Source organism: Rhizobium sp. 0TCS1.26, assembly GCF_050455525.1.
Lineage (GTDB): Bacteria > Pseudomonadota > Alphaproteobacteria > Rhizobiales > Rhizobiaceae > Neorhizobium.
In genome coordinates, this window is record NZ_JBCIYV010000001.1 from 1,071,099 (window position 1) to 1,093,763 (window position 22,665).

The window sequence follows — 22,665 nt, forward strand, 5'->3', positions numbered from 1 at the left end:
TTATCCGAACCGGCCCCCGCGGTGATTGACGACAAAAAGCAAAGTGGCGACCTGATGAACAACAGCCTGTCTTCGGTGGATATTCCCCAGCCCGCTCCCCGCAGTTCAAACCCGCAGATCATGGCGGAAGAGATCATCGAGCGCCTGACCTATCGCATCGGCAAGGACGCGAAGGTCGCCAAGCCGCACGACTGGCTGACGGCATCCATCCTGGTGGTGCGTGACCGCATTATCGACCGATGGATGGACAGCACCCGCCGCGTCTACAAGACCGGTGACAAGCGCGTCTATTACCTATCGCTGGAATTCCTGATCGGCCGCCTGATGCGCGACGCCGTCAGCAATCTCGGCCTGCTGTCGGAAATCCGCGACGCGCTGACATCGCTCGGCGTCGATATCGACGTGATCGCCGGTCTCGAGCCGGATGCGGCGCTCGGCAACGGGGGCCTCGGCCGTCTCGCCGCCTGCTTCATGGAGAGCATGGCGACCGTCGACATTCCGGCCTACGGCTACGGCATCCGATACGTGCACGGCCTGTTCCGCCAGCAGATGGCCGACGGCTGGCAGGTGGAACTGCCGGAAACCTGGCTTGCCCACGGCAATCCCTGGGAATTCGAGCGCCGCGAAAGCTCTTACGAAATCGGCTACGGCGGCTCGGTGGAAAGCGTCGGCGCCTATGACGAGCCGCCGCGCTTCGTCTGGAAGCCGGCCGAACGCGTCATCGCCATGGCTTACGATACGCCGATCGTCGGCTGGCGCGGCAAGCGCGTCAACACGCTGCGGCTCTGGTCTGCCCAGCCCATCGACCCGATCCTGCTCGACGCCTTCAACGCCGGCGATCACATCGGCGCGCTGCGTGAAAGCAACAAGGCGGAATCGCTGACCCGCGTTCTCTATCCGGCCGATGCCAACCCGGCGGGCCAGGAGCTGCGCCTGCGCCAGGAGTACTTCTTCTCCTCCGCCTCGCTGCAGGACATCCTGCGCCGCCACCTGCAGCAGTATCCGGACTTCACCAACCTGCACGACAAGGTCGCCATCCAGCTGAACGACACGCATCCTGCCGTCTCGATCGCCGAGCTGATGCGCCTGCTGGTCGATGTCCATGGCATGGATTTCGACGAGTCCTGGGAGATCACCCGCAAGACCTTCTCCTACACCAACCACACGCTGCTGCCGGAAGCGCTGGAAAGCTGGCCGGTGCCGCTGTTCGAGCGCCTGCTGCCGCGCCACATGCAGATCGTCTATGCGATCAACACCAAGATCCTGCTCGAGGCGCGCAAGGAAAAGACGTTCGACGAGACGCAGATCCGGTCGATCTCGCTGATTGACGAAGGTGGCGAGCGGCGCGTGCGCATGGGCAACCTGGCCTTTGTCGGATCCCATTCGATCAACGGCGTCTCGGCGCTGCACACCGAACTGATGAAGGAAACGGTGTTTGCCGATTTCCACGCGCTCTACCCGACCCGCATCAACAACAAGACCAACGGCATTACGCCGCGCCGCTGGCTGATGCAGTGCAACCCGGGACTTACCGATCTCATCCGCGAGGCGATAGGACCGAGCTTCGAAGACGACACGGAAGCCCTGAAGGCGCTCGACGCATTCGCCGACGACGCTTCCTTCCAGGAGAAGTTCGCCGCCGTGAAGCGCGCCAATAAGGTGCAGCTTGCCAACCTCGTCGGCAGCCGCATGGGCATCCGTCTCGATCCGTCGGCGATGTTCGACATCCAGATCAAGCGCATCCACGAATACAAGCGCCAGCTCCTCAACATCGTCGAGGCGGTCGCCCTCTACGACCAGATCCGTTCGCATCCGGAGCTGGATTGGGTGCCGAGGGTAAAATTCTTCGCCGGCAAGGCGGCGCCGAGCTACCACAACGCCAAGCTGATCATCAAACTGGCGAACGACGTGGCGCGCGTCATCAACAACGATCCGGCGGTGCGCGGCCTGCTGAAGATCGTCTTCGTTCCCAACTACAACGTCACGCTGGCGGAAGTCATGGTGCCTGCCGCCGACCTGTCGGAGCAGATCTCGACAGCCGGCATGGAAGCATCCGGCACCGGCAACATGAAGTTCGCGCTGAATGGCGCGCTGACCATCGGCACCCTCGACGGCGCCAATGTCGAGATGCGCGACCACGTCGGCGAAGAGAACATCGTGATCTTCGGCATGACGGCCGAGGAAGTCGCCCAGACCCGCGCCGACGCCTACGATCCGCGCGCCGTCATCGAAGCCTCCCCGGAGCTGTCCCAGGCACTGTCGGCGATCGCCTCCGGCGTCTTCTCCCCCGATGACCGGCAGCGCTTTGCCGGCCTGATCGACGGCATCTACAACAACGACTGGTTCCTCGTTGCCGGCGATTTCGATGCCTATGCCAAGGCGCAGCGCGACGTCGACCAGATCTGGTCGGATCCGTCCGCCTGGTACGGCAAGACGATCCGCAACACGGCGCGCATGGGCTGGTTCTCGTCGGACCGGACGATCCGCCAGTACGCGTCGGAGATCTGGAGAGCCTGATGAACCACGCGCCCAAGGAGCTCGGCAAGGACGGCCAGACCAGCGGCCAGCTGCCACTTCCCGAGATCGAGGCGATCATCCGTGGTGCACATGGCAATCCCTTCGCCGTTCTCGGCACGCACAAGATCGGCGGCGGCGTCATCGCTCGCTGTTTCATCCCGGGTGCCGACGCCGTCACGGCGCTGGCGCTCGACGGCAGCGAGATCGGCGAACTGACACGGCGCCATGAGGCCGGCTTCTTCGAGGGTATCGTCTCGCTCAGCGGTCCGCGGGCGGTGCGCTACCGCGCGCGTCGCGGCGATGTCGAATGGGCGCTGACTGATCCCTACAGCTTCGGCCCGGTTCTCGGCCCGATGGACGACTACCTCGTGCGCGAAGGGTCGCATCTGCGGCTGTTCGACAAGATGGGCGCGCATCCGCTGAAGCATGAGGGCGTCGAGGGTTTCCACTTCGCCGTCTGGGCTCCGAATGCCTCGCGGGTTTCGGTGGTCGGCGACTTCAACAACTGGGACGGCCGCCGGCATGTCATGCGGCTGCGCACCGATACCGGCATCTGGGAAATCTTTGCCCCCGATGTGCGGCCAGGCGCCACCTACAAGTTCGAGATCATCGGCAAGACCGGCGAACCGCTGCCGCTGAAAGCCGATCCCTATGCACGGCGTGCCGAACTGCGTCCGCAGACGGCGTCGGTCGCCGCACCGGAACTGGTGCAGAAGTGGGAAGATGCCGAACACCGCGCGTTCTGGGAAAAGGCCGATCATCGTCGTCAGGCCATCTCTATCTACGAGGTGCATGCGGGCTCGTGGCGCAAGCGCAGCGACGGCACCTTTCTCAGCTGGGACGAGCTGGCGGTTGAGCTGATCCCCTACGTCGTCGACATGGGCTTCACCCATATCGAGTTCCTGCCGGTCACCGAGCATCCCTACGATCCGTCCTGGGGCTACCAGACGACCGGCCTCTATGCGCCGACCGCCCGCTTCGGCGAGCCGGAAGGCTTTGCCCGCTTCGTCAACGGCTGTCACAAGGTCGGCGTCGGTGTCATCCTCGACTGGGTGCCGGCCCATTTCCCGACCGACGCGCACGGCCTGCGGCATTTCGACGGCACGGCTCTCTACGAGCATGCCGATCCGCGCCAGGGTTTCCATCCGGACTGGAACACCGCGATCTACAATTTCGGCCGCGTCGAGGTTCTCTCCTACCTGATCAACAACGCGCTCTACTGGGCCGAGAAGTTCCACCTCGACGGTCTGCGCGTCGATGCGGTGGCGTCGATGCTGTACCTCGACTATTCGCGCAAGCATGGCGAGTGGGTGCCGAACGAGTACGGCGGCCGCGAAAACCTCGAGTCTGTCCGCTTCCTGCAGAAGCTCAACACGCTGAGCTATTCCGCGCATCCGGGCGTCATGACCATTGCCGAGGAAAGTACCTCCTGGCCGAAGGTCTCGCATCCGGTCCACGAAGGCGGCCTCGGCTTCGGCTTCAAGTGGAACATGGGCTTCATGCACGACACGCTGAGCTACCTGAAGCGCGAGCCGGTCCACCGCAAGCATCACCACCACGAGCTCACCTTCGGCCTCGTCTACGCCTATTCGGAGAACTTCGTGCTGCCGCTCAGCCATGACGAGGTGGTGCACGGCAAGGGCTCGCTGATCGCCAAGATGGCCGGCGACGACTGGCAGAAATTTGCTAACCTGCGGGCCTACTACGCCTTCATGTGGGGCTATCCCGGCAAGAAGCTGCTGTTCATGGGCCAGGAATTTGCCCAGTGGAGCGAATGGAGCGAAGCGAGAAGCCTCGACTGGAACCTCCTTCATTATCATCCGCACGAAGGTGTGCGCCGCCTGGTACGCGACCTGAACTTCTCCTATCGCTCGAAGCCGGCGCTGCACGCCCGTGACTGCGAGCCGGACGGCTTCGAATGGCTGGTGGCCGACGACTCGGAGAACTCGGTCTATGCCTGGCTGCGCAAGGCGCCGGGCGAAAAGCCGGTGGCCGTCATCACCAACTTCACGCCGGTGCTGCGGGAAAACTACCGCGTGCCGTTGCCGGTAGCCGGCCGCTGGCGCGAGATCCTCAACACCGACGCAGAAATCTACGGCGGCAGCGGCAAGGGCAATGGGGGGAAGGTGCAGGCGGTATCGGCCGGCGGCACCATCAGTGCCGAAGTCACACTGCCGCCGCTCGCGACGATCATGCTCGAACCGGAAAACTGATGCATACCGCATAATGGGAGGACTAACCGTGACGACAAAGCGCATCCAGCCGCTCGCGCGCGATGCCATGGCCTACGTGCTCGCGGGAGGACGCGGAAGCCGACTGAAGGAGCTCACTGACCGGCGGGCCAAGCCCGCCGTGTATTTCGGCGGCAAGGCCCGCATCATCGACTTCGCCCTGTCGAATGCGCTGAACTCGGGGATCCGGCGCATCGGCGTGGCAACCCAGTACAAGGCGCATTCGCTGATCCGCCACATGCAGCGCGGCTGGAACTTCTTCCGGCCGGAACGCAACGAGAGCTTCGACATCCTGCCCGCCTCGCAGCGCGTGTCGGAAACCCAGTGGTACGAGGGAACTGCAGACGCCGTCTTCCAGAACATCGACATCATCGAGGCCTATGCGCCTGAATACATGGTCATCCTCGCCGGCGACCACGTCTACAAGATGGACTACGAATACATGCTGCAGCAGCATGTCGATTCAGGCGCCGACGTCACCGTCGGCTGCCTGGAAGTGCCGCGCATGGAGGCGACCGGCTTCGGCGTCATGCACGTCAACAACAAGGACGAGATCATCGCCTTCGTCGAGAAGCCGGCCGATCCGCCAGGCATGCCCGACAAGCCCGATCACGCGCTCGCCTCGATGGGCATCTATGTCTTTCACACGAAATACCTGATGGAAGCGCTGAAACGCGATGCCGCGCAAATCGGCTCCAGCCGCGATTTCGGCAAGGACATCATCCCGTGGATCGTTACCAACGGCAAGGCGGTCGCTCACCGGTTTACCGGCTCCTGCGTCCGCTCTGAGTTCGAGACGGAGGCCTACTGGCGCGACGTCGGTACCATCGACGCCTACTGGCAGGCCAACATCGACCTGACGGGCATCACGCCGGAACTCGACATCTACGACAAGTCCTGGCCGATCTGGAGCTATGCCGAGATCAATCCGCCGGCGAAATTCGTCCATGACGACGAGGACCGCCGTGGATCGGCCGTGTCTTCCGTCGTATCGGGCGACTGCATCATCTCCGGCTCGGCGCTGCACCGCAGCTTGCTGTTTACCGGCGTTCGGGCGAACTCCTACTCAAGGCTGGATGGCGCGGTCGTGCTGCCGAACGTGCGCATCGGGCGGCGGGCGCAGCTTCGCAATGTCGTCATCGATGCCGGCGTCACCATTCCCGAAGGCCTGGTGGTCGGTGAGGATCCGGAGGTCGACATGAAGCGTTTTCGCCGCAGCGAAAACGGGATCTGCCTGATTACCCAGGCGATGATCGACAAACTGGACCTGTGAGGGTCGGGCAAAGGCGTGGGATGAAGGTTCTTTCGGTCGCTTCCGAACTCTATCCGCTGATCAAGACCGGAGGGCTCGCGGATGTCGCGGGTGCTCTGCCGCTGGCGCTTGCCAAGCGCGGCGTGGCGACGAAGACGCTGGTGCCGGGTTACCCGGCGGTGATGGCAGCACTGCGCGAGGTGGCAATCCGGATGAGCTTCGACGACCTTCTGGGCGTGCGGGCCGACGTCCTGGAAGCGCAGGTGGCCGGGCTCGATCTTCTTGTTCTTGATGCCCCTGCCCTTTTCGATCGTGCCGGCGGGCCCTATGTCGACGTGCATGGCAAGGATCATCCCGACAACTGGCGGCGCTTCGCCGCGCTCTCGCTTGCCGGTGCGCGGATCGCGGCCGGAGAGCTGCCCGGCTGGCAGCCGGATCTCGTGCATGTCCACGATTGGCAGACCGGTCTCGTACCCGCTTACATGCGCTATTCCGGCAAACCTGCCTTGCCCAGCGTGATGACCATCCACAACATCGCCTTCCAGGGCAATTTCGGCGGCGAGATTTTTGGCGCACTGGGCCTGCCGGCGCAGGCCATGGATGTCGAAGGCATCGAATATTTCGGCCAGGTCAGCTACCTGAAGGCCGGCATCCAGACCGCCTGGGCGGTCAGCACAGTCAGCCCGTCCTATGCCGAGGAAATCCTGACGCCGGAGTTCGGCATGGGCATGGAAGGTCTGCTCAACCGTCGCATCGGCGACCTGCATGGCATCGTCAACGGCATCGACACGGACGTCTGGAACCCGCAGACCGATCCCTCCGTCAGCCACCCCTTCGGCATCGACGACCTCGAGGCGCGACCGCTGAACAAGCGCGCCGTTGAGGCTCGGTTTGGCCTGATCGAGGACGACGGGCCGCTGTTCTGCGTCATCTCGCGGCTGACCTGGCAGAAGGGGCTGGATCTGGTTGCCGATGCCGTCGACGAGATCGTTGCCCTGGGAGGCCGCCTTGCGGTTCTGGGTTCAGGCGATGAGGCCATCGTCAACGCACTGCGGTCGGCAGCCTATCGCCATCCGGGCCGTGTCGGCCTCTCCGTCGCCTACGACGAGCCGCTGTCGCACCTGATGCAGGCCGGCTCCGACGCGATCCTCATCCCCTCGCGCTTCGAGCCCTGTGGCCTGACCCAGCTCTACGGGCTGCGCTATGGTTGCGTGCCGGTCGTATCGCGCACCGGCGGCCTCAACGACACGGTCATCGATGCCAGTCCGGCAGCGCTCGCGGCCGATGCCGCAACGGGCATTTCGTTCGGCCCGGTGACGCTCGAAAGCCTCAAACGGGCGCTCCGCCGCACCGTTCGCCTCTATGGAGACCGGCCGACATGGTCGCGCATCCAGAAGCAGGGCATGACCTCCGACGTATCGTGGGAAAACAGCGCCGCGCTGTACCACAAACTCTATTCCAGCCTTCTACCGAAAGGTTCGCATTGATGATCAAGACCGTATCCACCGCCCCGTACCAGGACCAGAAACCGGGAACCTCCGGGCTCCGCAAGAAGGTGCCGGTCTTCCAGCAGGAAAACTACGCGGAGAACTTCATCCAGGCGATCTTCGACAGTTTGGAAGGCTACGAGGGCAAGATCCTCGTGATCGGCGGCGACGGCCGCTACTACAACCGCGAGGTCATCCAGAAGGCGCTGAAGATGGCAGCGGCAAGCGGCTTCGGCAAGGTGATGGTCGGCAAGGGCGGCATCCTGTCGACGCCGGCCGCCTCGCATATCATCCGCAAGTACGGCGCCTTCGGCGGCATCGTCCTGTCGGCAAGCCACAATCCCGGCGGCCCGACCGAGGATTTCGGCATCAAGTACAATATCGGCAACGGCGGACCGGCACCGGAAAAGATCACCGATGCCATCTACGCCCGCACCAAGGTGATCGAGATCTACAAGATCGTTGAGGCAGCCGATGTCGATCTCGATACGGTCGGCAGCTTCGACCTTGCCGGCATGACGGTTGAGGTCATCGACCCGGTTGCCGACTATGCCGAGCTGATGGAAAGCCTGTTCGATTTTCCCGCCATCCGCAGCCTGATCGGCTCGGGTTTCCGCGTGGTGATCGATTCGATGAGCGCGGTGACCGGCCCCTATGCCGTAGAGATCCTGGAAAAGCGCCTGGGCGCTGCACCCGGATCGGTCCGCAACGAGATCCCGCTTCCGGACTTCGGCCATCATCATCCCGATCCCAACCTTGTCCACGCCAAGGAACTGTATGACGACGTGATGAGCGTCGACGGCCCGGACTTCGGTGCCGCGTCGGATGGCGATGGCGACCGCAACATGGTGGTCGGCAAGGGCATGTTCGTCACGCCGTCGGACAGTCTTGCGGTGATCGCTGCCAACGCCACCTGCGCGCCCGGCTACAAGGACGGCATCGCCGGCATCGCCCGCTCGATGCCGACCAGTGCCGCCGCCGACCGCGTGGCCGAAAAGCTCGGCATCGGCATGTACGAAACGCCGACCGGCTGGAAATACTTCGGCAACCTGCTCGACGCCGGCAAGGTGACGGTCTGCGGCGAGGAAAGCTTCGGCACCGGCTCCAGCCACGTGCGCGAGAAGGACGGCCTGTGGGCGGTACTGTTCTGGCTGAACATCGTCGCGGCCCGCAAGCAGAGCGTGAAGGATATTGTCACAGCCCACTGGGCGGAATACGGCCGCAATTACTATTCGCGCCACGACTATGAGGAGGTCGAGACGGAGGCCGCCAATGGTCTGATGACTGCCCTGCGCGACAAGCTTGCCGACCTGCCCGGCAAGTCGTTCGGAAACCTGAAGGTTATTGCCGCCGACGACTTCGCCTACAACGATCCGGTGGATGGGTCGGTGTCGAAGAACCAGGGCATTCGCGTGCTCTTTGAAGGCGGCAGCCGAGTCGTCTTCCGGCTCTCCGGCACAGGCACCTCCGGCGCCACCCTTCGCCTCTATGTCGAGCGTTATGAGCCGGACGCCGGACGCCACGGCATCGAGACGCAGGAAGCGCTCGCCGATCTGATTGCGGTTGCCGATGAGATCGCCGGCATCAAGACCCGCACCGGCCGCGACGCCCCGACTGTCATCACCTGATTTGGGCGGTCGACAGGCCAGACATCCATGATCTCAATGCGGCCCTGTCCCTGCGGAACGGGCCGCATTTGCATCCGGGCTAGTCCTGCCGGATGTCGGGCTCGACCAGGTTCGCCAGTTGGACCAGCGATTCCTGCCAGCCCAGATAGCAGGCCGCCTCCGGAATGGCCTCGGGCACACCCTCCTGGGTGATGCTGAGTTCCGTTCCGCAGAAGACCGGCTTGAAGTCGACCGTTACCAACAACTCACCCGGCAGATTGGGATCGTCAAACACGTCGGTATAGCGGATGCGCTTGCCGGGCTCCAGCTCCAGATAGGAGCCGCCGAAGCTGTGCGTCTCTTCTGTCGTGAAGTTCGTGAACGACATCCTGAACGTCCCGCCGACGACGGGCTCGGCGTGGTGCATCTTGGCGGTGAAGCCATAGGGCGGCACCCATTTGCATTGGGCGTCCGGATCGACGAAAGCCCGGTAGACCTTGTCCGGCGCGGCCTTCAGCACCCTGTGCAGACGTATGGTATGCGTCATCGTTTTCACTCCTCCTGTTGACGATCGATTGGCAGAACGGTTTCCAGATAGGCCCGCAGGTGACCGAGGTTGTCGCGGGCAACCTGGGCTTCGAGCTTCGCCTTGGCGAAGATGAAGGACCCCTGCAGCACCGCCTGGATGAAATAGCCGAGGCTCTCCGGCGTCCATTCGGCGTTCGGCGCATAGATTTCCTTCGCAGCCGCAATGTCGCGGGTCAGCACCGCGATATGGCGCGACATGCCCTCATCGCAGGCCGTCCTCACCTGCGGATGCGTCTGGTAGGTCTCCTGCACCAGCGTGCCGAGCAGGCAGGTGAACTCGGCGACCTCCATGCCGAGGATCTCGATGCGGAAGTCGACATAGCCAAGCAGGCGGTCCCGCGGATCGGCCACCTTGGCGAAGGCGGCCTGCGCAAACACCTCCTCGGTGAGGCGGTTCCAGAAGCCGACCGCCTGCAGTACAAGATCTTCCTTGCTGCTGAAATGGTGGAAGAAACTGCCTTTGGTCACGCCTGCAGTCGCGCAGATCGCATCCACAGTCGTCGCCGCATAGCCCTTGCTGCGGATCAACGACAGGGCGGCTTCGAGAAGCCGCGACTGCGAAACACTCTGCTGCTGCATGCGTGAGACCTCCATACCAACCGGTATGGAGACAAGAACATACCAGGCGGTATGGAGACAAGAACATACCAGGCGGTATGGCAAGAAGTTTTGGCTGTACGCTGCAAGCAAGTCAGCTAACAATGAGCGGACCGCGCTACAGGCAGATCCGGGAGCATCATGACAGCATCGCCGCTAGGGGCCGTTCCGACCGCAACGGGTGTCCGCTTCTCTTGTTTCTCCGCCCATGCGACCGGGATCGAGCTTTGCCTCTTCGACGCGGCGGGAAGGACCCAAATCCGCCGCCTGCCGATGCAGCGGGGAGATGGTGACGTCTTCTCGCTCGAGGCCGAGGATCTGCAGCCCGGCTCCCGCTACGGCTATCGCGCCTCCGGACCCTATGATCCGGATCGCGGCCTGTGGTTCGACCCGCAGAAGCTGCTGGTCGACCCTTACGCCAAAGAGCTGGACAGAGCCTTCCGCCATGATCCACTGCTCTCGCAGTTCGGCGTCGACACCGCCGATCTGGTTCCCAAATGCGTCGTCACTCGGGACGTCGCCGTACCCGCGGCCCCGCCACGCTTCACCCGGGGCGGATTGATCTACGAGGTCGCCGTCCGGCCGTTCACCATGCTGCACCCGGACATCCCCGAAACGATGCGTGGGACGATCGCCGCGCTCGCGCATCCGTCTGTCATAGCTCACCTGAAGCGCATCGGCGTCTCGGCAGTGGAACTGCTGCCGATCACCGCCTGGATCGACGAGCGGCACCTGCCGGCGCTCGGGCTGACCAATGGCTGGGGCTACAATCCGGTGGCCTTCATGGCACTTGATCCGCGGCTGGCGCCGGGCGGCATGAGCGAACTTGCCGAGACAGTGGCGGCGCTCCACCGCGAGGGAATCGGCACCATCCTCGACCTGGTGTTCAACCACACGGGCGAAAGCGACCGTTTTGGCGCGACGCTGTCGATGCGCGGGCTGGACAACCTCAGCTACTACCATCACATGCCCGGCGATCCGGGAACCCTCATCAACGATACCGGTACCGGCAACACGGTTGCCTGCGATCATCCGCAGGTGCGCCGCCTGATCGTTGACACGCTCCGCCATTTCGTCTCGCACGCAGGCATCGACGGCTTCCGCTTCGACCTGGCGACGGTGCTCGGCCGCAGCCTTGATGGATTTTCGCGCGACAGCGAGACACTGGCAGCGATCATCGGCGACGACCTGCTGAAAGACCGCGTGCTGATCGCCGAACCGTGGGACATCGGTCCGGGCGGCTACCAGCTCGGCAACTTCCCCCCGGCCTTCCTGGAATGGAACGACCGAGCGCGCGACGACCTGCGACGCTACTGGCGCGGCGATGCCTGTATGACGGGAGCCCTTGCAAGCGCGCTTGCCGGCTCCTCCGACATCTTCTCGGGACATGGCCAGACGCACACCCGCAGCGTCAACTTCCTTGCAGCCCATGACGGCTTCACCCTGATGGATCTCGTCTCGCACGCCCACAAGCACAACGAGGCAAACGGCGAGAACAATCGCGATGGCCATGACGACAACCACTCCTGGAACAACGGGGTCGAGGGCGCGACGGCAGACGAAGCGGTCGACATGGCACGGCGCACGGATGTGGAGGCACTGCTGTCGACACTGTTTGCCACCCGCGGCACGATCATGTTGACCGCCGGCGACGAAGGTGGACGCTCGCAGCAGGGCAACAACAACGCCTACGCGCAGGACAACCCGATCACCTGGCTCGACTGGCAGGGCCTCGACGATACACTCGTCGAGCATGCGGGCAGACTGGCGCAGATCCGCAGCCGGTTCCAGGTCTTCTCCGAGACCGGCTTTTTCACCGGGCAGGATGGCGATGTGGAGTGGCTGGACGCCGATGGGCGGCCGATGACCGCAGAGCAATGGCAGGCAGCCGATGCGACGCATCTGACAATGGTGCTGCGCACCGCCGATCGGGACGCGGGATCGGACACCCGTCTCGCCGTCATCTTCAATCGTGGCCGGTCTGCTTCGACGGTCACCCTCCCGGACCAGGACTGGCGCGATCTGATGACCGGGAGAGCTGTGCGGCAGTTCGTCGTGGATCCACGTTCGGTGACCTTCGCCATTCCGCTGCCAACGGCAGAGAGCCCCTAGTGAAGTGACTGAAAAACTGTAAGACTTGAAGAGGTCGAGCGACAGAATCAGAGGTATCGATGCCGCGTGAGATTTCGCTACGGGACGTAAAGGATCTGGTTGGCCAGGAGATCGGCGTCTCGGACTGGATCACGGTCGATCAGACAATGATCGACACCTTTGCGACGGCCACCCACGATCACCAGTTCATCCACGTCGATCCGGAACGTGCCGCCGCCGAAAGCGCATTCGGCGGCACGATCGCGCACGGCTTCCTGACGCTTTCCCTGCTTTCGGCGATGAACTACGATTCGCTGCCGCATATCCGCGAGCAGACGATGGGCCTCAACTACGGCTTCGACAAGATCCGCTTCGGCTCGCCGGTGCGCACCGGCAAGCGGATCCGCGGCCGCTTCACCCTCACCGAAGCGCGCTTTCGCGGCGCCGGCATGTTGATGACCACCTATGACGTGACGGTCGATATCGAGAACGAGCGCAAGCCTGCCTTGACCGCCACCTGGACGACCATCGTTCAATTCGATCCCGAGGACCGGCCGAACGACGCCTGAGCTCGATACTGACGGAACGCGCCCTGGCGCCTCCGGGAAACTGCGCATGCCCCTGTTCTTCCAGCCCATGCAGAGGTGTTGATGTTCCCGCTCTCCCACATGATGAAATCCTTCATCCGCAAGGGTCGCCTCACGGTGATCGATGCAACCGGTGCCCGCCATGTCTTCGAGGGGACGCCGGGCCTCTCCGTAACCATGCGGCTCACGGATTCGAAGCTCTACCGCAGCCTGGTCTTCAACCCGGAGCTTGCAGCGGGCGAAGCCTACATGGACGGCACCATGCGCTTCGAGGAGGGATCGAGCCTGCGCGACTTCCTGACGCTGTTCTCGGTCAACCGCCTGTCGCTCGGTTCCTACCCGCTGCAAAAGGTGCTGCGTGCCATCAAGATGAGGCTTCGCAAGCGTCAGCAGTCGAACCGCAAGGGAGAGGCGCAGCAGAACGTCGCGCATCACTACGATCTGGGCAACGACTTCTACAAGCTCTTCCTCGATGACAACATGCTCTACTCCTGCGCCTATTTCCGCGAACCGGACGAGACGCTCGAGCAGGCTCAGCGCAACAAGCTTCGGTTGCTGGCCGCAAAGCTCTGCCTGAAACCAGCCATGAAGATCCTCGATATCGGCTGCGGCTGGGGCGATCTGGCGCTCTACCTGGCATCACTGGAGGACGTACAGGTGACGGGCGTCACGCTGTCGAAGGAACAGCAGGCGCTGGCCTCCGAGCGTGCGGCCAAGGCCGGGCTGTCGGATCGCGTCAAGTTCGAGCTGAAGGACTACCGCGATGTCACCGACACCTTCGACCGCATCGTCTCGGTCGGCATGTTCGAGCATGTCGGCGTCCATCACTACGACGAGTTCTTCAAGAAGCTGAACGCCCTGATGCCGGACGACGGGCTCGCCGTCATCCACTCGATCGGCCATATGAGCCCGCCCGGCATGGCGAGCCCCTGGCTGCGCAAATACATTTTTCCAGGCGCCTACTCGCCCGCCCTATCCGAAGTCTTCGAGGTCGTCGAACAGAACAGCCTGTGGGTGACCGATCTTGAGTTCCTGCGCATCCACTACGCCGAGACGCTGCGGCACTGGACGGAACGCTTCGACAAGAACCGCGACCAGGTGATTGCGCTCTACGACGAACGTTTCGCGCGCATGTGGGAATTCTACCTGATCAGCGCCGAGATGATGTTCCGCACCGGAAGCCAGCTGGTCTTCCACATGCAGCTGTCGCGCTCGCGCGATGCGGCACCCATCGTCCGCGACTACGTGACGGACAGGCAGCGCGAGTATATCGAGCGGGAGCGGGAAGCCAGTGCCATCCTGACCGGGGGGCAAGCATGAATGTAGCGGACGTAGAGCTGACAAAGCTTCTGGCGAATGCTCTGGACCGCGCATCGACTTCATGCTTCACCGTCGGCATCGCCACGCCGATCGCCGCGATGATCTACGGCATCGGAAGCATCGGTTTCCGATTTAGCGTTGCAGTGCTATTGTATCTTGTGGGTTGGCTTACGATTTCCGTCTTTCTGCATTCCATGGCACGGCGCGTTTTGAGGAAACTGGCATGATGGAAGAATGGCTTTTCATCTCGTTCGGCATCCCGGCGATCATTGCAGTTGTCGCCTACACAGCCGTCCGGCTGTATGAATGGGATTTCGCTCGCAGACACAAGCATCGCCACCCTGGCGAATGACCGCGAGGCAGTGCCGGCCACAGCTTACCCGCGACGCCTCTTCAGACCGCCGCATCCTCGGCCGCCTCGTGGAGCAGGCCGAACGCGTAGTCGGAAAACGAGCGCCAGCATTCCATGCGGAACGCGTCTTCTGCCGATCTGAAAACCACGACCTCGATCTTGCCGAACAGCGTGCGGGCGCAGGCACCGACCGGAAATGCCCTCAGCGACAGATCGAGCGGGCATCCGCCGTTCAAAGTTCGGGCAGCGCCAGGGCCGGAGATCAGGATCGCCGTGTTGCGGTGGGAGACGTCGGTCGCCGAATGCAGCACGCTTGAGCCACCGAGCGTCCTCATCAGGTCACTCTCGCCCTCGCCGATCAGCAGCCACTCGTCCGGACCGAGCCAGAGTGCCGTCAGGCCGTTCCCGGACGTCGACGTTTTCGGCGTTGTGGGGAGATCAAGGCCAATCACCGATGACAGCGCGGCCACGTCTTCGGCGCGGACGCGTAGCGAAACTCGCTCGGCGGGGGCAGCGGGCGACAGGCTGACGACGGCAGAACCGCCATGGGCGCCGGACAGCGGCAGGCTGCGCAGTGCAGTTTCAACCATGGATACGGCCTCCGTCCTTGTCGAAGAACACCATGTCGGCAACTTCCACTTCCACCACCTTGTCCTTCATCGGCACGTAGAGTGTCTCTCCCATGCGCGCGCGACCGCCGGCAACCAGACCGATGGCGATCGACCGGCCGAGGTTCTCGGACCAGTAGGCCGAGGTGACATGACCGAGCATGGTCATCGGCTTCGGCTGGTCGGGATCGGCGACGATCTGCCCACCCTCCTCCAGCACCTCGATCGGGTCGCGGGTCAAGAGACCGACCAGCTGCTTGCGGTTGTCGCGCATCAGGTCCGGACGCTTCAGTCCCCGGATGCCGACGAAATCCGTCTTCTTCTTGGACACTGCCCAGGAGAGCCCCGCGTCGTCCGGCGTAACGGTGCCGTCTGTATCCTGACCGACGATGATGTAGCCCTTCTCGGCGCGCAGCACGTGCATGGTTTCGGTGCCGTAGAGGCAGGCGCCCATGCCTTCCGCCCGTTCCCAGATCGCCTTCCAGACTGCCGCACCGTAATCAGCCGGCACGTTGACTTCGAAGCCGAGCTCGCCCGTAAACGACATGCGGAAAAGCCGCGCCGGCACGCCCATCACGGTGCACTCGGCAACGCTCATGTGCGGGAAGGCTTCGTTCGACAGGTCCAGCCCGTCGACCAATGGCGCGATGATGTCGCGGGCCTTCGGTCCCTGTACGGCAATCACCGCCCATTGCTCCGTCGTCGAGGTCAGCCAGACCTTGAGATCCGGGAACTCGGTCTGCAGGTAATCCTCCATGTGCGCCATCACGCGCGGCGCACCACCTGTCGTGGTGGTCACATGAAAGCGATCCTCGGCCAGCCGCCCGACGACGCCATCGTCATAGATGAAGCCGTCCTCGCGGGTCATGATGCCATAGCGGCACTTGCCGGGCTTCAGCGTATCCCAGGCGTTCGTATAGAGAAGGTTGAGGAATTTTGCCGCATCCGGACCGACAACCTCGATCTTGCCGAGAGTCGAGGCGTCGAACACGCCGGCCGTCGCGCGCACCGTCCGGCATTCGCGGTTGACCGCCGCTGCCATGTCCTCGCCGCGCCGCGGGAAATACCAGGCGCGCTTCCAGTTGCCGACATCCTCGAAGGCCGCGCCGGCCTTTGCCAGTTCGCCATGCAGCGGTGTCTTGCGAGCCGGGTCGAACAGGTCGCCCCGTGAATGGGCGACCAGCGTTCCGTACGTGACAGGCGTGTAGGGCGCCCGGAAGGTGGTGAGACCGACCTGCGGGATTTCGCGGCCGAGCATCTCGGCAGCGATCGCCAGTCCGTGCATGTTGGAGAGCTTGCCCTGGTCGGAGGCCATGCCGTTCGTGGTGAAGCGCTTGATGTGCTCGATCGAGTGCATGCCTTCGCGCACGGCAAGGCGGATATCCTTCGCCGTCACGTCGTGCTGGAAATCGACGAAGGCCTTGACGGTCTTGTCCTTGCCCGCACCTTCCGCCGCACCGATCATGCCGCCGGTCCAGGCATAGGCAGATGTGCCGGATATCGAGATCGGTCCGCCGCCGGCCGCCGAGGCCTCGGCGAGCAGTGCGGAAAGGTCGTCCGTGCCGTTGCAGGCGCCGATGGATACGCAGTCCTGCACGTGCAGATCCGGCAGGAACCGGTCGTTCGCCTTGTCGAACTTGAGCTTGCCGCGCGATTGCGAGAACAGATGCACCGATGGCGTCCATCCGCCGGACATCAGCAGCGCGTCGACGGCAATCTTGCGGGTATTCTTCGAGCCGTTGCGGGCAACCGTCATCGACGAGATGCGCAGGCGCCCGGACGTATCGACGACCGAGTGACCGGTCAGCACCTCGATGCCGAGGCTGCGCGCTGCTGATACGACGGCCTCCCCCGGTTCGCTGCGGCAATCGACGATGGCGGCGATATCGACGCCTGCCCGCTTCAGGTCGATGGCTGCCTCATAGGCGGAATCGTGCGCCGTGTAGACGCCGACCTTCGCGCCGACGGAAACGCCATAGTGGTTGAGGTAGGTGCGCGCCGCAGACGCCAGCATGATGCCGGGTCGATCGTTGTTGGCAAACACCATGTGCCGTTCGATGGAGCCGGTCGCCAGCACGACCTTCTTCGCCCGTACCTGCCAGAGGCGCTCGCGCGGCAAGTGGCGGCCCGGGCGCGGCAGGTGATCGGTCACCCGCTCGACGAGGCCGATGAAATTGTGGTTGTAGTAGCCGAATACAGTCGTGCGGGTCAGAACCGTCACGTTGGGCATCGCTTCAAGGCGGGCCGCAGCTTCCTGTGCCCACTCAAAACCCGGCTGACCGTTGATGTTGGTCGTACCGTCGAACAGCAGTGCACCGCCGACTTCCGCCCGCTCGTCGACAAGAATGACCTCGGCGCCCGTCTCTGCCGCTGACAGTGCAGCCGTCAGACCGGCGATCCCGGCGCCGGCAACAAGCACGTCGCAGTGGGCAAACCGGTTGGCGTAATGGTCAGGATCCGCTTCCTTCGGCGCAACGCCAAGGCCGGCCGCCCTGCGGATGATCGGCTCGTAGAGCTTTGCCCAGGCTTCCTTCGGCCACATGAAGGTCTTGTAGTAGAAGCCGGCGGCGAAAAGCGGCGACAGCAGGTTGTTGATGGCGCCCGTGTCGAAGGCGAGCGTCGGCCAGCGGTTCTGCGAGCTGATGATCGCGCCGTCGAAAACCTCCTGGACGCTGGCGCGCACGTTCGGCTGACGGCGGGCGGAATCGCGCGCCACGTCCATGAGCGCGTTCGGCTCTTCGGCGCCTGCCGAAAGCACGCCGCGCGGGCGGTGATACTTGAACGAGCGGCCCATCAGATGCACGCCGTTGGCGAGCAGCGCCGAGGCGACCGTGTCGCCCTCAAGGGCGGTGTAGCTCTTGCCATCAAAGGTGAAGCGGGCGGTGCGGGCGGGCGTCAGCCGACCGGCACCCTTGATGCGGAAACCGCCGATGGTCCGGGAAGAGCTCATCGGGCGTCTCCCTCCGTCTGTTCATAGGTCTCGACGGTCTTTTCCGTCGCGGCGGTTCCGGGCAAAGGCGGCTTTGGCAGTCCGGCCTTGTACGTCATCAGGAACCGGTCGCTCACCGTATCGCGGATGGCGTTGAAGAACCGGCCGCAGCCGTGAATGTGCCGCCAGCGCTCATAGGCGACGCCCTTGGTATTGTCGCGCAGGAAGAAGAACTCGGCGAACTCCTCGTCCGAGATCGCCGCGATGTTCTCGGGCCGGGCGATGTGCGCCTCGCCGGCCCAGCGAAATTCCAGCTCCGCGCGGTCGTCGTCGCAATAGGGGCAGTGGATCAGAAACATGGTCTTCCTCGCGTCAATGCGCCACCGCAGCCGCAGCCGCCTCGTCGATCAGCCGCCCGGTACGGAAACGGTCGAGGTTGAGGCCGGAGGCCAGCCGGTGCGGCTCCCCCTTGGCGATCAGCCAGGCGAACAGGTTGGCCGAGCCGGGCGTCGCCTTAAAGCCGCCGGTCCCCCAGCCGCAGTTGACGAACAGGTTCGGCACCGGCGTGACGCTCTGGATCGCCGAACGGTCCGGCGTGTTGTCGGTGATGCCGCCCCACTGGCGCATCATCTTCACCCGACGGAAGATCGGGAACAGCTCGCAGATGGCGTCGAGCGTGTGGGTGATAATCTGCAGCCCGCCGGTCTGGCTGTAGGAATGATACTGGTCGGTGCCGGCACCGATCACCAGCTCGCCCTTGTCGGACTGTGAGATGTAGGCGTGCACGGTGTTTGACATGACGACGCAGGGGAAGATCGGCTTCAACGGTTCTGACACGAGCGCCTGCAGCGGGTTGCTGGTGAGCGGCACCCGCACATCGGCCATCTGCATCAGCATCGACGAGTGGCCGGAGGCGGACACGCCGATCTTCTTGGCGCCGATGAAGCCGCGGCTGGTCTCGATGCCGATCACCTCGCCGGCCGGACCGCGGCGGATGCCGGTCACTTCGCAGTTCTGGATGATGTGCACGCCGCGATCCGATGCGGCGCGGGCATAGCCCCAGGCGACCGCATCATGGCGGGCCGTGCCACCGCGCTTCTGCAGCGCCGCGCCGTTGATCGGATAGCGAGCGGTGCCGGAGATATCGAGCGGCGGACAGACCTTCTTCGCCTGCTCCGGCGTCAGCCATTCGTTGTCGATGCCGTACAGCCGGTTGGCGTTGATGTGGCGCTTGAAGCTCTGCTGGTCATGGGTGTTGTGCGACAGCATCATCACGCCGCGCGGCGAATACATGACGTTGTAATTGAGCTCCTGGCTCAAGCCTTCCCACAGTTTCAGGGAATGCTCATAGATGTCCATGCTCTCTTCGTAGAGATAATTGGAGCGGATGATAGTGGTGTTGCGCCCGGTATTGCCGCCACCCAGCCAGCCCTTCTCGATCACTGCGACATTGGTGATGCCATGTTCCTTGGCCAGATAATAGGCAGCACCCAGCCCATGTCCGCCGCCGCCAATGATGATCACGTCATAAGCGGATCGCGGCTCCGGCGAGACCCAGTGCGGATCCCATCCCTTGTGGCTGCGCATGGCTTCTCTGACCACCGCGAAGACGGAATATTTGCGCATGCCGCTTGTCGCTCCTTAGCACCCATGGGAACCGGCCCTTGGGTAGAGCCATACTGATCGCAAATCAACATGCGCCGCAATGGCTGCTTTGCGACGCATTCAACCACTGCTTTCGACACACGCAACATCTGTGCGGGGCATGCGGCGCTTGCCGTACTGATTCCACGGGATCGGCGCAGGCACTGCGCCGCATCGGCGACTGATCAGACACGTCAAACCTCTCGCAAGGAGGCCCTGGACATGCAGCAACCCTGCAACACAAGCCCTGCAGCCTAGGCGGTTCAGGCGAATTTCCACCTTGGGGGTTGCAAGTCGGCTAGACTTCCCCATGGCCATCTGTTATCTGCCTCACCAATCGCCCGGCTTGAACGCCGCGCGCAACCTATTGCTTCGTTCCGGACTGGACAGTTTCGGGGCGGTCAACTCGAAGAACCAAAGGAACGGGATTCACGTGCAGGTACTTGTCCGCGACAATAACGTCGATCAGGCTCTCCGCGCTCTCAAGAAGAAGATGCAGCGCGAAGGCATTTTCCGTGAAATGAAGATGCGCGATTTCTACGAGAAGCCGTCTCAGAAGCGCGCCCGCGAAAAGGCTGAAGCCGTTCGCCGCGTCCGCAAGCTTGCGCGCAAGCGCATGCAGCGCGAAGGCCTGCTGCCGGCTGCCCGTACCGCCGGTCGCTGATCGGCCGCGTTTTCGACGTTTTTTCGTGATTGAAGGCGGGGGCGACTGGTTCGCCACCGCTTTTTTGATTTTCCCCTGGACCGTTATAGTTCGTCGTCACACGAGGACCTGCGCCTGATGGCCGCCATGACCGCCGCAATTTCGCATGCCGCTTCCGTTGCCCGAGACCACTCTCGCCGCCTTTCAAAGAACGGATTGTCGCGTAGCGCTCTGTTGCTGGCCGGCCTGACGCTCGCCGGCTGCCAGTCGACGACGAGCACGGACCTGATCCGCCTGGACAGCGCCCAGGGCTCCGAGCAGAACATCGCTTCGCTGTCGTCGGTGATCAGCTCCAATCCGCAGGATCCGGAAGGCTACAACGTCCGTGGCACCGCCTATGGACGGGCCGGCGATTTCCGTCGTGCGCTTGACGACTTCAACCGTGCGATCCAGATGAACCCGCGGTTCTACCAGGCCTACGCCAACCGCGCGCTCGTCTACCGCAACATGGGCAAGCCATCGGAAGCGGTGAATGACTACAACACGGCGCTGCAGCTGAACCCGGATTACGACGTCGCGCTCATCGGCCGCGGCAACATCTTCCGCCAGGCAGGCCGGACCAATGAAGCGTTCACCGACTTCAACCGCGCCATCCAGCTGGAAACCACCGACGGCCGGGCCTGGCACAATCGCGGCCTGATCTATCAGGTCCGGAACCAGCACGCCCAGGCGATCGAGGACTTCTCCAAGGCCCTCTCGCTGTCGCCGTCCTCGCCGGAACCGTATAACGGCCGCGGCGTCTCCTATCTGGCGCTCAACGACGACGACAATGCCTTCGCCGACTTCAACCACGCGATCGAGCTGAACGACAAGCTCGCCGAATCCTGGGTCAACCAGGCGCTGGTCTATGAGCGCAAGAGCGACCGCGGCCGGGCCTTCAAGTCCTACAGCCACGCCGTCCGACTGGACCCGAACTACAAGCCGGCGCAGGATGGCGTTGCCCGTACCCGCGGTGCCAGCGGCTGACGCTTCTGCTGCCGGATAGATGACGTTACAAGAAAGGCCCGGATCATCTGATTGGGGCCTTCTTCGTTCACCACTTGAATGTGAGTGGGTGCGCGATCAGCGCAGCAGGTAGAACCCGGCGGCGTTCAGGATGACGAACAGCAAGAGGCCGCCGATGAGGCCGCCGCCGGCGAAAAATCCGCCGACCATGGCCAGCATCAGCACCACCACCATCATCGTGCCCCACTTCGCGCCAGCAAGAAACGAGGTGTAGGTCTTCTCGTGCTCGCGATAATCCATCGTCGCGCCCGTCTCGATCGGCCCGCTGTGATGATCGTCCATGATGTCCCCTCCCGATACTGCGCCGGCCCCTATAGCAAGGCAGCGCTCGTCCAAATCCGTGTTTCGCCCGAAGCTACACAAGATCAGTCGGAGTGGCAATTGCGACAGCGAAATCACCGCATGCTGTAGCTCTCTTGCTGTTCCCCAGCTCTGCTTTCAAATTCTTGCGTCATTCATGCATCTGGCGACACAAAATGCGGGAAAGCCGGGGCTTCGCGACTTTTGACGTGTTGCGCGCGGAAGGCATTCGGACTTATGGGATTAGCAACAAGGCATTAGTTCGGGGGGAACGCATGGCTATTCTCATTGCTGTCAGCCGCATCGTTGATGCGGTGACGGGGTTCATAGGCCGTTGGGTCTCATGGCTGCTTCTGGCGGCGGTGCTGATCAGCTCCGGCAACGCCATCTTGCGCAAGTCCTTCGACATTTCTTCCAACGCCTGGCTGGAGGTGCAGTGGTACCTCTACGGAACGGTGTTCATGCTGGCGGCCGCCTATGCGCTGCTGAAGAACGAGCATGTGCGGATCGACATCCTGTCCTCGACCTGGAGCAAGCGCACCCGCGATATCATCGACCTGGTGCTGCACGCGATCTTCCTCGTGCCCTTCGCCGGGCTGATGACCTATCTGGCCTGGCCGTGGTTCTGGCTCTCCTTCACCTCCGTCGAAATTTCCGGCAATGCCGGCGGCCTGATCATCTGGCCGGCAAAGCTCGTCGTGCTCGTCGGTTTCGGGCTGCTGCTCGCCCAGGCTTTCTCGGAGATCATCAAGCGCTTCGCCATCGTCACGGGACGAATGGCTGATCCGCGCGAGGATCTGTCCGAAGACGCCCGAGCGGCTGCACGGGAGGTCTGAGATGCTCGCTG

General features: G+C 63.3%; 20 protein-coding genes. 13 read left to right on the forward strand and 7 right to left on the reverse strand.

The genetic code is table 11. The features are described from left to right. Positions 1–54: 54 nt before the first annotated feature. The 5 genes from AAIH46_RS05290 to AAIH46_RS05310 are packed head-to-tail and all read left to right on the forward strand — an operon-like array spanning position 55 to position 9,115. Positions 55–2,517 (forward strand): glycogen/starch/alpha-glucan phosphorylase, encoded by a 2,463-nt coding sequence (locus AAIH46_RS05290; RefSeq protein ID WP_430304564.1) that lies wholly within the window; start codon positions 55–57, stop codon positions 2,515–2,517. Next, positions 2,517–4,730 carry a 1,4-alpha-glucan branching protein GlgB gene (gene glgB, locus AAIH46_RS05295; RefSeq protein WP_430304566.1) on the forward strand — a complete coding sequence of 738 codons (2,214 nt, stop codon included), beginning with the start codon at positions 2,517–2,519 and terminating at the stop codon, positions 4,728–4,730. Before AAIH46_RS05290 ends, glgB begins: the two co-directional genes overlap by 1 nt. A gap of 28 nt (positions 4,731–4,758) precedes the next feature. After that, entirely contained in the window at positions 4,759–6,021 is a 1,263-nt protein-coding gene (gene glgC / locus AAIH46_RS05300; RefSeq protein ID WP_430304567.1) for a glucose-1-phosphate adenylyltransferase, read from the forward strand. A gap of 20 nt (positions 6,022–6,041) precedes the next feature. Then, the gene (gene glgA / locus AAIH46_RS05305; RefSeq protein WP_430304568.1) at positions 6,042–7,487 is read left to right on the forward strand and encodes a glycogen synthase GlgA; all 1,446 of its coding nucleotides are present in this window, start codon (positions 6,042–6,044) and stop codon (positions 7,485–7,487) included. Continuing rightward, positions 7,487–9,115 carry an alpha-D-glucose phosphate-specific phosphoglucomutase gene (locus tag AAIH46_RS05310; protein ID WP_430304569.1) on the forward strand — a complete coding sequence of 543 codons (1,629 nt, stop codon included), beginning with the start codon at positions 7,487–7,489 and terminating at the stop codon, positions 9,113–9,115. The genes glgA and AAIH46_RS05310 overlap by 1 nt, the downstream gene beginning before the upstream one ends. Before the next feature lie 79 nt (positions 9,116–9,194). On the opposite strand, the gene AAIH46_RS05315 is transcribed toward AAIH46_RS05310, so the two are convergent. Further along, positions 9,195–9,641 (reverse strand): SRPBCC family protein, encoded by a 447-nt coding sequence (locus AAIH46_RS05315; RefSeq protein WP_430304570.1) that lies wholly within the window; start codon positions 9,639–9,641, stop codon positions 9,195–9,197. A gap of 5 nt (positions 9,642–9,646) precedes the next feature. After that, positions 9,647–10,261, reverse strand: a complete 615-nt coding sequence (locus tag AAIH46_RS05320; protein WP_430304571.1) for a TetR/AcrR family transcriptional regulator — start codon at positions 10,259–10,261, stop codon at positions 9,647–9,649. Positions 10,262–10,420: 159 nt separating this feature from the next. Here AAIH46_RS05320 and glgX point away from each other — a divergent pair, with 159 nt between their 5' ends. From glgX to AAIH46_RS05345, 5 genes are all read left to right on the forward strand, one after another. After that, on the forward strand, positions 10,421–12,391 hold the full coding sequence (gene glgX / locus AAIH46_RS05325) for a glycogen debranching protein GlgX (RefSeq protein WP_430304572.1): 1,971 nt from the start codon (positions 10,421–10,423) through the stop codon (positions 12,389–12,391). A 59-nt stretch (positions 12,392–12,450) separates the two neighbouring features. Next, positions 12,451–12,939, forward strand: a complete 489-nt coding sequence (locus AAIH46_RS05330) for a MaoC family dehydratase (RefSeq protein WP_430304573.1) — start codon at positions 12,451–12,453, stop codon at positions 12,937–12,939. A gap of 81 nt (positions 12,940–13,020) precedes the next feature. Next, positions 13,021–14,277 (forward strand): class I SAM-dependent methyltransferase, encoded by a 1,257-nt coding sequence (locus AAIH46_RS05335; RefSeq protein WP_430304574.1) that lies wholly within the window; start codon positions 13,021–13,023, stop codon positions 14,275–14,277. After that, on the forward strand, positions 14,274–14,504 hold the full coding sequence (locus tag AAIH46_RS05340) for a hypothetical protein (RefSeq protein ID WP_430304576.1): 231 nt from the start codon (positions 14,274–14,276) through the stop codon (positions 14,502–14,504). Before AAIH46_RS05335 ends, AAIH46_RS05340 begins: the two co-directional genes overlap by 4 nt. Continuing rightward, positions 14,501–14,629 (forward strand): hypothetical protein, encoded by a 129-nt coding sequence (locus tag AAIH46_RS05345; RefSeq protein WP_430304577.1) that lies wholly within the window; start codon positions 14,501–14,503, stop codon positions 14,627–14,629. The genes AAIH46_RS05340 and AAIH46_RS05345 overlap by 4 nt, the downstream gene beginning before the upstream one ends. A 41-nt stretch (positions 14,630–14,670) precedes the next feature. Here AAIH46_RS05345 and AAIH46_RS05350 read toward each other — a convergent pair whose 3' ends face one another. From AAIH46_RS05350 to AAIH46_RS05365, 4 genes are read right to left on the reverse strand one after another with little or no spacing between them, the layout of a single operon-like run. Further along, positions 14,671–15,219, reverse strand: a complete 549-nt coding sequence (locus tag AAIH46_RS05350) for a sarcosine oxidase subunit gamma (protein WP_430304578.1) — start codon at positions 15,217–15,219, stop codon at positions 14,671–14,673. After that, positions 15,212–18,187: a sarcosine oxidase subunit alpha gene (locus tag AAIH46_RS05355; protein ID WP_430304579.1), complete on the reverse strand. Its 2,976-nt coding sequence runs from the start codon at positions 18,185–18,187 to the stop codon at positions 15,212–15,214. Before AAIH46_RS05355 ends, AAIH46_RS05350 begins: the two co-directional genes overlap by 8 nt. Then, a complete protein-coding gene (locus AAIH46_RS05360; protein WP_430304580.1) occupies positions 18,184–18,525 on the reverse strand; it encodes a sarcosine oxidase subunit delta in 342 nt (113 codons plus the stop codon). The genes AAIH46_RS05355 and AAIH46_RS05360 overlap by 4 nt, the downstream gene beginning before the upstream one ends. A gap of 13 nt (positions 18,526–18,538) precedes the next feature. Next, positions 18,539–19,792, reverse strand: a complete 1,254-nt coding sequence (locus AAIH46_RS05365) for a sarcosine oxidase subunit beta family protein (RefSeq protein ID WP_430304582.1) — start codon at positions 19,790–19,792, stop codon at positions 18,539–18,541. Between the two features lie 451 nt (positions 19,793–20,243). Between AAIH46_RS05365 and rpsU the strand changes: the two genes are divergently transcribed. Continuing rightward, the gene (gene rpsU / locus AAIH46_RS05370) at positions 20,244–20,474 is read left to right on the forward strand and encodes a 30S ribosomal protein S21 (RefSeq protein WP_430304583.1); all 231 of its coding nucleotides are present in this window, start codon (positions 20,244–20,246) and stop codon (positions 20,472–20,474) included. Positions 20,475–20,591: 117 nt separating this feature from the next. Further along, positions 20,592–21,479, forward strand: a complete 888-nt coding sequence (locus tag AAIH46_RS05375; protein ID WP_430304584.1) for a tetratricopeptide repeat protein — start codon at positions 20,592–20,594, stop codon at positions 21,477–21,479. Between the two features lie 96 nt (positions 21,480–21,575). Here the strand turns inward: AAIH46_RS05375 and AAIH46_RS05380 are convergent, their stop codons facing one another. Then, on the reverse strand, positions 21,576–21,800 hold the full coding sequence (locus tag AAIH46_RS05380; protein ID WP_430304585.1) for an aa3-type cytochrome c oxidase subunit IV: 225 nt from the start codon (positions 21,798–21,800) through the stop codon (positions 21,576–21,578). Positions 21,801–22,093: 293 nt separating this feature from the next. Between AAIH46_RS05380 and AAIH46_RS05385 the strand changes: the two genes are divergently transcribed. Then, on the forward strand, positions 22,094–22,654 hold the full coding sequence (locus tag AAIH46_RS05385; protein WP_430304586.1) for a TRAP transporter small permease subunit: 561 nt from the start codon (positions 22,094–22,096) through the stop codon (positions 22,652–22,654). The last annotated feature ends 11 nt before the right edge of the window (positions 22,655–22,665 follow it).